This is a genomic window from Streptomyces sp. NPDC001848 (genome assembly GCF_042891915.1).
GTDB lineage: Bacteria > Actinomycetota > Actinomycetes > Streptomycetales > Streptomycetaceae > Streptomyces.
This window is the reverse complement of the sequence record NZ_JBIATP010000023.1, coordinates 103317-113739: the sequence shown is the minus strand read 5'-3', so window position 1 is coordinate 113739 and position 10423 is coordinate 103317. Positions and strand designations below refer to the sequence as shown.

The 10423-nt window shown below is 71.3% G+C and carries 9 protein-coding genes; 2 read left to right on the top strand and 7 right to left on the bottom strand.

Features of this window, described 5'->3' with window-relative positions; genetic code table 11:
- The first annotated feature begins 625 nt into the window (after positions 1-625).
- A complete protein-coding gene (gene trpS, locus ACFYZJ_RS34820) occupies positions 626-1660 on the top strand; it encodes a tryptophan--tRNA ligase (protein ID WP_388575082.1) in 1035 nt (344 codons plus the stop codon).
- Positions 1661-1778: 118 nt separating this feature from the next.
- Here trpS and proC read toward each other — a convergent pair whose 3' ends face one another.
- From proC to ACFYZJ_RS34790, 6 genes are all read right to left on the bottom strand, one after another.
- A complete protein-coding gene (gene proC / locus ACFYZJ_RS34815; protein WP_388575109.1) occupies positions 1779-2588 on the bottom strand; it encodes a pyrroline-5-carboxylate reductase in 810 nt (269 codons plus the stop codon).
- 155 nt (positions 2589-2743) lie between these two features.
- On the bottom strand, positions 2744-3466 hold the full coding sequence (locus tag ACFYZJ_RS34810; protein WP_388575079.1) for an ABC transporter permease: 723 nt from the start codon (positions 3464-3466) through the stop codon (positions 2744-2746).
- Complete coding sequence (locus ACFYZJ_RS34805) at positions 3463-4284, bottom strand: ABC transporter ATP-binding protein (protein ID WP_388575076.1); 822 nt, start codon at positions 4282-4284, stop codon at positions 3463-3465. Before ACFYZJ_RS34805 ends, ACFYZJ_RS34810 begins: the two co-directional genes overlap by 4 nt.
- Positions 4285-4461: 177 nt before the next feature.
- A complete protein-coding gene (locus ACFYZJ_RS34800) occupies positions 4462-5238 on the bottom strand; it encodes a class I SAM-dependent methyltransferase (protein WP_388575074.1) in 777 nt (258 codons plus the stop codon).
- A gap of 74 nt (positions 5239-5312) precedes the next feature.
- A complete protein-coding gene (locus ACFYZJ_RS34795; RefSeq protein WP_388575071.1) occupies positions 5313-5804 on the bottom strand; it encodes an EamA/RhaT family transporter in 492 nt (163 codons plus the stop codon).
- A 47-nt stretch (positions 5805-5851) separates the two neighbouring features.
- Positions 5852-6181: an SH3 domain-containing protein gene (locus tag ACFYZJ_RS34790; protein ID WP_388575068.1), complete on the bottom strand. Its 330-nt coding sequence runs from the start codon at positions 6179-6181 to the stop codon at positions 5852-5854.
- Positions 6182-6362: 181 nt separating this feature from the next.
- Between ACFYZJ_RS34790 and ACFYZJ_RS34785 the strand changes: the two genes are divergently transcribed.
- A complete protein-coding gene (locus tag ACFYZJ_RS34785; protein WP_388575065.1) occupies positions 6363-8459 on the top strand; it encodes a PQQ-binding-like beta-propeller repeat protein in 2097 nt (698 codons plus the stop codon).
- Between the two features lie 46 nt (positions 8460-8505).
- Here the strand turns inward: ACFYZJ_RS34785 and ilvD are convergent, their stop codons facing one another.
- Positions 8506-10359 (bottom strand): dihydroxy-acid dehydratase, encoded by a 1854-nt coding sequence (ilvD, locus tag ACFYZJ_RS34780; protein WP_388575062.1) that lies wholly within the window; start codon positions 10357-10359, stop codon positions 8506-8508.
- Between the last annotated feature and the right edge of the window lie 64 nt (positions 10360-10423).

Sequence of the window (10423 nt, the reverse complement as noted above, 5' to 3'; positions counted from 1 at the left end):
GGAGAGACTCACTCTCTCGGCTTTCCTCCGGGCGCTTCCCTTCGGTGTTTCCGACTCTATCAGATCTTTCCGATCCGATTTCCTCGGTGCTTTCCGGCCTTTCGGCCTTCCGGCTTTGTCGACTCTATCAGATCCGTCAGTTCCCTTCGGGGCCTGATACCCAGTCATCCGGGCTTGTCCTCGCGGCCCTTGGGCCGTTCCGACGAGTGAGACTTTAGCGGATTCTCGGCTCCCGAGCTAATCGGGGGCTTCATTCCTACATTCCGAAAATACGCATGCCGATACGCACGACGACATAGCGCCGATTGTCGGTTGGTACCTGCGGAGTGGCTGCCCGGGGACCGACCGGAGTCGGCGCTCACGTCGGGCAACCCGGAGAACACTACGGATCCGTCCGGTACGTGTCAACTCGGGTCCGCACCCCTTGCGGGACGTCTCGGTGGGCGTACTCTCGATGTCATGACTTCGCGTACGTGCAACCAGCTGTGGTGGGCCGCCTGACGGCGGCCGGACTCACGTATGCGCTCAACGGCCGCCGCTTCGGCGGCCGTTCTCGTATCTCCCTCCGGATCTCCGAGGGGCGGCCGGCCGAAGGCGGCGGCCCCGGCCAGGAGATGGAGAAGAGATGACACGGGTATTCAGCGGGGTCAAGCCGACCGGGCACCTGACGTTGGGGAACTACCTGGGCGCCGTCCAGCGGTGGGTGAACGTCGACCAACACCAGGCGGACGCGCTCTTCTGCGTCGTCGACCTGCACGCCCTGACCGTGGACCACGATCCGGCGCGGGTGCGCAGGCTCAGTCGGCAGGCGGCGACGCTGTTGCTGGCTGCGGGGCTCGATCCGGAGCGGTGCACGCTCTTCGTGCAGAGCCACGTCGACGAACACGCGCGGCTGTCGTACCTGCTGGAGTGCGTGGCCACCGACGGGGAGATGCGGCGGATGATCCAGTACAAGGAGAAGGCCGCGCGCGAGCGGGAGCGGGGCGGGAGTGTGCGGCTGTCCCTGCTGACGTATCCAGCGCTGATGGCGGCGGACATCCTGGCGTACGGGACGGACGAGGTGCCGGTCGGGGACGACCAGACGCAGCACGTCGAGCTGGCGCGGGATCTGGCGGTGCGGTTCAACCAGCGGTACGGGTACACGTTCGTCGTGCCCCGGGCGACGCCCCCTCAGGTGGCGACCCGCGTCATGAACCTCCAGGACCCGAGCTCGAAGATGGGCAAGTCCGACGACTCGGGGCCGGGGATCGTCTATCTGCTCGACGAGCCGGACGTCGTACGGAAGAAGGTCATGCGTGCGGTGACCGACAGTGGGGCGGACGTCGTGTACGACCGTCGGACGCGGCCCGGCGTGGCCAATCTCCTGGAGATCCTCGCCGCCTGCTCCGGGGGCGATCCCGAGGAGCTGAGTGGTGCCTACGCGTCGTACGGCGCCCTGAAGAAGGACACCGCGGAGGCCGTGGTCGAGACGTTGCGGCCGCTGCAGGAGCGACACAGGGAGTTGTGTGCCGATCCCGTGTATGTGGACGACGTGCTGCGCGGTGGCGCGGAGCGGGCGCGGGCGGTGGCCCGGCCGACCGTGGATGCCGCCTATCGTGCGATCGGGCTGCTTCCGGCGGCTTCCCGGGTGCGGGAGGCCGTGGTGAACGCTGCTCGGTAGGCGCGCGGGCGTCGGCGGGGTCGAGGGATCCCTGCAGGGGCGGGTTCGCGTGCGTGGTGACCACGGATAAGGCCGCGCGCGGCGGAGTGACCCGGAACCCGCCCCCCTGGGGGGGACCTCAGTTGTTGCCGGAGGCCAGTTCGCGGCTGCGGTCGCGGGCGGCTTCCAGGGCGGCGATGAGGGCGGCCCGTACGCCGTGGTTCTCGAGTTCGCGGATGGCGTTGATGGTGGTGCCCGCGGGGGACGTGACGTTCTCACGGAGCTTGACCGGGTGCTCGCCGCTGTCGCGGAGCATCACGGCGGCGCCGATGGCGGACTGGACGATGAGGTCGTGGGCCTTGTCCCGGGGCAGGCCGAGCAGGATGCCGGCGTCGGTCATGGCTTCGACGAGGTAGAAGAAGTACGCCGGGCCCGAGCCGGACAGCGCGGTGCAGGCGTCCTGCTGGGACTCGGGGACGCGGAGGGTCTTGCCGACGGCGCCGAAGATCTCCTCGGTGTGGGCCAGGTGGTCGGCGGTGGCGTGGGTGCCGGCGGAGATGACGGACATGGCCTCGTCGACGAGGGCGGGGGTGTTCGTCATGACGCGCACGACCGGGGTGCCGGCGGCCAGGCGGGCCTCGAAGAAGGAGGTGGGGATGCCGGCGGCGCCGCTGATGACCAGGCGGTCGGCGGGGACGTGAGGGGCGAGTTCGTCGAGGAGCGTGCCCATGTCCTGCGGCTTGACCGTGAGGATGAGCGTGTCGGCGTTCTTCGCGGCCTCGGGGTTGGTGACCGGGGTGACGCCGTAGCGGGTACGGAGTTCCTCCGCCCGCTCCGGGCGGCGGGCGGTCACCAGGAGATCGGCGGGGGCCCAGCCGGCTCGGATCATTCCGCTGAGCAGGGCTTCGCCGATCTTGCCGGTACCGAGGACTGCGACTTTCTGGGTCATGGTGGTGGGGCCCTCCGGGGTGCGTCGTCCTTCGGTCATCCTCGCACTGAGGAGGGTGCCGTTGGTGGGGTGTCCGGTGGGCGGGACGGGGGTTGCGGGTGCACCGGTGGTGCGGCTGGGCGGCGGTGCACGCCTGCCCACGGCCACGGCGGCGGCTACGCCGTGCGCCGGCGAAGCGTCGCCGCGCCCAGGCCCAGGACCAGCAGCGCGCAGCAGGCCACCACCGCTATGTCTCGCACGAACGTCGCCGTCATGTCCGCATGCCGCAGGACCTCGTTCATCGCGTCCACCGCGTAGGACATGGGGAGCGCGTCGGAGATGGCCTCCAGAGCCGGGTGCATGGCGGCACGGGGTGTGAACAGGCCGCACAGGAGGAGTTGCGGGAAGATCACCGCCGGCATGAACTGGACCGCCTGGAACTCCGAGACCGCGAAGGCGGAGACGAACAGGCCCAGGGCCGTACCCAGCAGGGCATCCAGGAGGGCCACCAGGAGCAGGAGCCAGGGGGAGCCCGTGACGTCCAGGTCCAGGAACCGGACCGCCAGGCCGGTCGCCAGGGCCGACTGGATGACCGCGACGGCGCCGAAGGCGAGGGCGTAGCCCCCGATCAGGTCGCCTTTGCCGAGGGGCATGGCGAGGAGGCGTTCCAGGGTGCCGGAGGTGCGTTCGCGCAGGGTGGCGATCGATGTCACCAGGAACATGGTGATGAGCGGGAAGACGCCGAGGAGCGAGGCGCCGATGGAGTCGAACGTGCGTGGGCTGCCGTCGAAGACGTAGCGCAGCAGGAACAGCATCAGGCAGGGGATCAGGAGCATCAGGGCGATCGTGCGCGGGTCGTGGCGGAGCTGGCGCAGGACCCGGGCGGCTGTTGTGGTCATCGGACCGTCTCCTTTCCGGCCGTCCGCTGCGCCGCCGCCTCGTCCACGAGGTGCAGGAAGGCCTCCTCGACGGTCTCGCTGCCGGTGCGGGTGCGCAGGGCGTCGGGGGTGTCGTCGGCGAGGATCCCGCCCTCCCGCATCAGCAGGAGGCGGTGGCAGCGCTCGGCCTCGTCCATGACGTGGGAGGAGACCAGGAGGGTGGCGCCGCGCTCGGCGGCGATGGTGTGGAAGAGGGACCACAGGTCGCGGCGCAGGACCGGATCGAGGCCGACGGTCGGCTCGTCGAGGACCAGGAGTTCGGGGGTGCCGAGGAGCGCGACGGCGAGGGAGACGCGGTTGCGCTGGCCACCGGAGAGGGTGCCGGTGAGGGCGTCGGCGTGCGAGGTGAGGTCGACGTCGGCGATGGCCCGGGTGACGTTGTCTCGGCGGCGGTCGGCGGCAGCCCGGCCGGGGTCGAGGATCGCGGCGAAGTAGTCGAGGTTCTGGCGGACCGTGAGGTCGGCGTAGACGGAGGGCGCCTGGGTGACGTAGCCGAGGCGGGAGCGCAGGGAGGGGTGGCCGGCGGGGCGGCCGAGGACCTCCAGGGTGCCGGTGACCTTGGCCTGTGTGCCGACGATCGCTCGCATGAGGGTGGACTTGCCGCAGCCGGAGGGGCCGAGCAGGCCGGTGATCCGGCCGCGGGGGACGGTGAAGTCGAGGTTGCGGAGGACCGTGCGGGGGCCGCGTACGACGGTGAGGTGCTCGGCGTGGACGGCGGGGGCCGTGGAGTGTGGCTCGCGGCGGTGGTCGGGCGGTTGTGGGCGCCTGATATTCATCATGTGATGAATATTGGGGCGCAGCAGGACGGCCGTCAAGGGGGTGTGACCGGATGCGCGGCAAAGGACCTTGCGCCGCCCACCGGGCCGGCCGCGCTCACGGGGGCGCCGGCGGACCGGGTCGGCGCCTGCCCGGCGCACGTCGCCGACCCGGCGGTCTCCGGCATCACCTCGCTGGTCCTACGGCCGCCTGGCCACGATCAGCAGGACGTCGTAGACCTCCTCGACGCGCCCCTCCGGGAAGGCTTCGAGGAGGTGCTTGCGCTCCTCGGCGAGGAAGGCTTCCCCGCGCTCCGGGCCGGCGACGAGGAAGAGGGAGTGGCTGCCGATGTTGGCGAGGTGGGTGTCGACGGGGACCGTGCGGCTCCAGCGGACGACGCGGTGGGTGTGGGCGGGGACCTCGGGGGCGCCTTCGAAGGCGAGTTCGGGACGGGTGCCGCCGGCGCCGTTCTTGGTGGCCGTCTCAGTGCCGAAGAAACGCTTGATGCGGTCCGCCTGCTCGGTGATCCAGGGCACGTCCTGGGCGTCCATGTTCCACCACAGCGCGAGTGAGCCCCCCGGCCGCAGGACGCGCAGGGCCTCCGGTACCGAGCGGGCGGGGTCGGTCCAGTGCCAGGACTGGGCGTAGGTGAGGACGTCGGCGGAGGCGGTGGCGAGGGGGAGGGCGTTGCCGTCGCCGCGCAGCAGGGGGACGTCGGGGAGGGTGCGGCGGAACTGGGCTGCCATGCCGGCGCCGGGCTCCACGGCGAGGACGTGCGCGCCGCGGGCCGTGAGCAGGGCGGTGGCGATACCGGTACCGGCACCGATGTCGGCGACGCGGGCGCCGGCGAGCGGGCGGCCGGCGAGGTCCTCGACGGCGTCGAGGAGGGCGGGCGGGTAGGAGGGGCGGTTCGCGGCGTACTGGGCGGCGGCGGCGTTGAAGGAGTGGGCGCGGGCCGTTCGGGAGGGCGCGGTCATGTCCCCATGGTGGCCGGTGGCGGGGGCCGGGGCAGCGGGTTTTTGCGGTGCGGGCGCGGGGTCTGGGGGGCGGGTCAGGAGCGGCGTCGGCGGGAGGGGTTGCCCGTGCGGCGGGTGGTTCGCTTCTCGTGGGCGGCGCGGGCCTTGTCGTACTCCTCGCGGTGGAGCTTCTCGCCGGGGGCCTCGGTCAGCGAGCGGAAGAAGTAGGCGAGGAGCGAGCCGACGAAGCCGATGGTGAGGAGGCCGCGGAGGGAGGACCGGCGCTCGGGGTCGGGGCGCTTGGTGAAGGCTTCCCAGGTGTGGCCGAACGCGAGTGCGCTGCACACGGCGAACATCACCACGACCAGGAAGGTCACCGGTGTGCCGACGTCGGCGATGTTCAGGCCCTGGTAGGCGAGGCGCAGGACGAGGCAGGAGACCGCGGCGGCGGCGAGGGAGCCGACGGACACGGCGATGCGGCGGGCCGTGTAGCCGCCGTCGTGGTCCACCCAGGTGGTGCCGAAGAAGCGGATCGGTTCGGGGCGGGGGCCCTTGGGGGTGTCCGGAGTGCCGTTGTCGTCGCTCACGGGTCGATTATCGCTCCGGAGGGCGAGGGGCCCCCGCCGTGGTGGGGTCAGCCGCAGCGCGGGGCGACGTAGCCGTCGGCGCCGGTGTGGACATACGCGTCCGAGACGTACTCGCCGTCGTCGATGTTGTCCCAGATGTTCGTGGTGCCGTACGGGCCCGTGACCGTCGAACCCGGCGTCTGGCAGAAGATCGGCACCTTGGCGCCCTCGGCCAGGACCCGGACGATCGCATAACCGGTGCCGGGGCCGCTGCGGACGTTGAGACGCACGCCCGGCGCGACCGAGTAGTACCGCAGGGACGCGGTCGCGGCCTCGGTGGTGAGGGCCTGCGCCTCGTCGCCACCCTCGGGCTTCACTTCTGCGCGGTCGACCGACATGGAATACCTCCCCCGTTGAGCCCCATGACTGCCATGGGGTCCCGTTGATTCCCTCGCGTCACGCAATGAAACACCCGTGCGCGACTCGCACGCGGAGGCTAGCAAGCCGCCTCGGTCTCGTACGAGTCATCGACTAGGCTCCGTGCGTCGCGCGCGCGGACGAACAGCACGGGGGTGGTCCATGACGCCACAGCGCAACACCGGAGCGGGCGCGGAAGCGGAACTTCCCGAGTACGCCGGTCACTACCGCCTGGAGTCGTGTCTCGGCTCGGGCGGCATGGGCGTCGTGCACCTGGCTCGCAGTACCTCCGGGATGAAGCTCGCGGTGAAGGTCGTGCACGCCGAGTTCGCCAGGGATCCCGAGTTCAGGGGCCGTTTCCGGCAGGAGGTGGCCGCGGCCCGGAGGGTGAGCGGCGCCTTCACCGCACCCGTGGTGGACGCCGACCCGGAGGCCGAACGGCCCTGGATGGCCACGTTGTTCATTCCCGGACCCACCCTCTCCGAACAGGTGAAGCGGAATGGCCCGATGGGCCCGGCCCAGTTGCGCCGGCTGATGGCCGGGCTCGCGGAGGCCCTGCGCGACATCCACCGGGTCGGGGTCGTGCACCGGGATCTGAAGCCCAGCAATGTGCTGCTCGCCGAGGACGGCCCGAAGGTCATCGACTTCGGCATCTCCCGGCCGAAGGACAGCGAACTGCGCACCGAGACCGGCAAGTTGATCGGCACCCCGCCCTTCATGGCGCCCGAGCAGTTCCGGCGGCCGAGGGAGGTCGGTCCCGCCGCCGACATCTTCGCGCTGGGGTCCGTCATGGTCCACGCGGCGACCGGGCGGGGGCCGTTCGACTCGGACAGCCCGTACGTCGTCGCCTACCAGGTCGTGCACGATGAGCCGGACCTGACCGGCGTGCCGAAGGAGTTGGGGCCGCTGGTGCTGCGGTGCCTCGCCAAGGAGCCCGAGGACCGGCCCACGCCGGACGAGCTGATGCGGGAACTGCGGTCGGTGGCCGCGTCGTACGACACGCAGACGTTCATACCGGCGCAGCGGACGGGGGACGCACCGCCTCCCGAGTCCCGCGTGGTGGGCCCGGAGCGGCGGTCCTGGAGGCGGCTGCGCAGGCACCTGACGGTCGCCGCAGGCGCCCTCGTGCTCATCGCCGGTGGTGCGCTCGCCTCGGCCGAGTTGCCCGGACGTGGAAGCGAGACGGCGCCGAAGGCCGCCGCGCCGGCGACCAGGTCCGCGGGGTTCGGTCCCTGGGAGGCGAAGTCGGTCTTCAAGGGCGGCGGCGCGCCCCAGTGTTCCCATGCGGGCGGGGCTTTGGTGTGCGCACGGCCCGGACTGGTCTTCGCCCTCGATCCTTCCCACGGCAGCGTGCTGTGGCGGCATTCCGTCACCAAGGCGCCCACGAGTGCTCCTCCGCTGGTGTCGGGTGCTCTGGTGCACCCTCCGACGAACGGAGGCCGGCGCCTGGAAGCACTGGATGCCGCTTCGGGCACGGTGCGTTGGCAGCGGAACGTGCCCGAGTACAGGGTGATGCGGCTCGTCGACGGGATGCTTCTGCTCACGGGTGCCGACGGCAGCGTCAGCGGCGTGGACAGCGCGACGGGCGTCACGAAGTGGACTCGGCGTATCGCGGACCAGGCGGCACCGTACTTCGCCACGTTCCCCGGTGACCGCCTGGCGTACGCGACGAGCACCTCGGACGACGGGTCGAGCACGAAGGTCACCGCCGTCGATCCGCGTACCGGGGGCGTGCGGTGGGACGTGCGGCTGAAGGGATCGCTGGAGCCGTGCGGCGCCAGTGGTGGGTCCGTCTTCTTCCGCGCCGTCGACAGCGTCTACGGCGACACACGGGCGGTGGTCCGCTACGTCCCCGGGTCGGGGGCGACGGACCGAGTGGCGCTTCCGGTGCCGCTCCAGAGCGCCCACGCGACGGTGTACGGCAGCGTGGTCTACCTGTTGGCGGCCGGCGGCACGCTCAAAGCCGTCGACACCGCGACGGGACGGCAGCTGTGGTCTGTCGAATTGTCCCTGAGCCGCGGCTCGGCACCCGTCACCGACGGCAGCCATGTGTACGTCACCGCGGCCGACGGCCGACTCCTCGCCGTGGACGCGCGCAGGGGAACGCTGGTCGGGCAGACCCGGGCGCGGCTCGGTACGAACGCCGACTCGGTCGCGGCCTCGCTTCCCCCGCCCGTGCTCGCCGACGGCCATGTCTACGCCGCCGCCCCCGACGGCACCGTCTTCGCCGTGGACGGACGCGACCCGGCCCGCTGGTAGCACGGAAAAGGGCCGCCCGACCGGGCGGCCCTTTCGAAGCGGAGCCTCAGCCCAGCTTGGTCACATCCCGCACCGCGCCCTTGTCGGCGCTCGTCGCCATCGCGGCGTAGGCGCGCAGCGCGGCGGAGACCTTCCGGTCGCGGTTCGCGGGGGCGTAGACGCCGTTCAGTGCCTCGCGGCGGGCGGTCAGCTCCTCGTCGGAGACCAGGAGCTCGATCGTGCGGTTCGGGATGTCGATGCGGATGCGGTCGCCGTCCCGCACCAGGGCGATCGTGCCGCCGGAGGCCGCCTCGGGGGACGCGTGGCCGATCGACAGGCCCGAGGTACCGCCGGAGAAGCGGCCGTCGGTGATCAGCGCGCAGGCCTTCCCCAGGCCCCGGCCCTTCAGGTACGAGGTCGGGTAGAGCATCTCCTGCATGCCCGGGCCGCCCTTCGGGCCCTCGTAGCGGATGACGACGACGTCGCCCTCCTTGACCTGCTGGGTGAGGATCTTCTGGACGGCCTCCTCCTGCGACTCGCAGACGACCGCCGGGCCCTCGAACGTCCAGATCGACTCGTCGACGCCGGCGGTCTTCACCACGCAGCCGTCCACGGCCAGGTTGCCCTTGAGGACCGCCAGGCCGCCGTCCTTGGAGTAGGCGTGCTCGGCGGAGCGGATGCAGCCGTTCTCCGCGTCCTCGTCGAGGGCCTCCCAGCGCTCCGACTGGGAGAAGGCCTCCGCCGAGCGGACGCAGCCGGGGGCCGCGTGCCACAGTTCGACGGCCTCGGGGGACGGGGAGCCGCCGCGGATGTCCCAGGTCTTCAGCCAGTCCGCGAGGGACGGGCTGTGCACGGCGTGCACGTCCTCGTTCAGCAGGCCCGCGCGGTGCAGCTCGCCGAGGAGGGCGGGGATGCCGCCGGCGCGGTGCACGTCCTCCATGTAGTACGTGCGGTTCTTGGCGACGTTCGGGGCGACCTTCGCCAGGCACGGGACGCGCCGCGAGACCTGGTCGATCTCCTCCAGGCCGAAGGGGACGCCCGCCTCCTGGGCCGCCGCCAGCAGGTGCAGGATCGTGTTGGTGGAGCCGCCCATCGCGATGTCGAGGGCCATCGCGTTCTCGAAGGCGGAGAAGGTGGCGATGTTGCGGGGCAGGACCGTGTCGTCGTCCTGCTCGTAGTAGCGGCGGGTGAGGTCCATGACCGTGCGGGCCGCGTCCACGTACAGCTGCTTGCGGGCGGTGTGGGTGGCGAGGACCGAGCCGTTGCCCGGGAGGGAGAGGCCGATCGCCTCGGTCAGGCAGTTCATCGAGTTGGCGGTGAACATGCCGGAACAGGAGCCGCAGGTCGGACAGGCGTTCTCCTCGATGCGGAGGATGTCCTCGTCCGAGATCTTGTCGTTCACGGCGTCGGAGATCGCGTCGACCAGGTCGAGCGTGCGGACGGTGCCGTCGACCAGGGTGGCGCGGCCGGACTCCATGGGACCGCCGGAGACGAACACCGTCGGGATGTTCAGGCGCAGGGCCGCCATCAGCATGCCCGGGGTGATCTTGTCGCAGTTGGAGATGCAGACCAGGGCGTCGGCGCAGTGGGCCTCGACCATGTACTCCACGCTGTCCGCGATCAGGTCGCGGGAGGGCAGGCTGTAGAGCATGCCGCCGTGGCCCATGGCGATGCCGTCGTCGACCGCGATGGTGTTGAACTCGCGCGGGATGCCACCGGCCTCCCTGATCGCCTCGCTGACGATCCGGCCGACCGGCTGGAGGTGGGTGTGGCCCGGGACGAACTCGGTGAAGGAGTTGGCGACGGCGATGATCGGCTTCCGTCCGATGTCCGCGCCGGGTACCCCGGAGGCGCGCATCAGGGCGCGGGCGCCCGCCATGTTGCGGCCGTGGGTGACTGTACGGGACCTCAGCTCGGGCATCGTCGCTCGCTCCTTCGGAGAGTTCTGACTCACGTTGAGCGTACGCCCGTGCTCCAAGGGACGG

Bases quoted from the DNA above. Each gene is read 5' to 3' on its own strand.
- trpS (WP_388575082.1), top strand. From the start codon at position 626: ATGACACGGGTATTCAGCGGGGTCAAGCCGACCGGGCACCTGACGTTG.
- proC (WP_388575109.1), bottom strand. From the start codon at position 2,588: ATGACCCAGAAAGTCGCAGTCCTCGGTACCGGCAAGATCGGCGAAGCC.
- ACFYZJ_RS34810 (WP_388575079.1), bottom strand. From the start codon at position 3,466: ATGACCACAACAGCCGCCCGGGTCCTGCGCCAGCTCCGCCACGACCCG.
- ACFYZJ_RS34805 (WP_388575076.1), bottom strand. From the start codon at position 4,284: ATGATGAATATCAGGCGCCCACAACCGCCCGACCACCGCCGCGAGCCA.
- ACFYZJ_RS34800 (WP_388575074.1), bottom strand. From the start codon at position 5,238: ATGACCGCGCCCTCCCGAACGGCCCGCGCCCACTCCTTCAACGCCGCC.
- ACFYZJ_RS34790 (WP_388575068.1), bottom strand. From the start codon at position 6,181: ATGTCGGTCGACCGCGCAGAAGTGAAGCCCGAGGGTGGCGACGAGGCG.
- ACFYZJ_RS34785 (WP_388575065.1), top strand. From the start codon at position 6,363: ATGACGCCACAGCGCAACACCGGAGCGGGCGCGGAAGCGGAACTTCCC.
- ilvD (WP_388575062.1), bottom strand. From the start codon at position 10,359: ATGCCCGAGCTGAGGTCCCGTACAGTCACCCACGGCCGCAACATGGCG.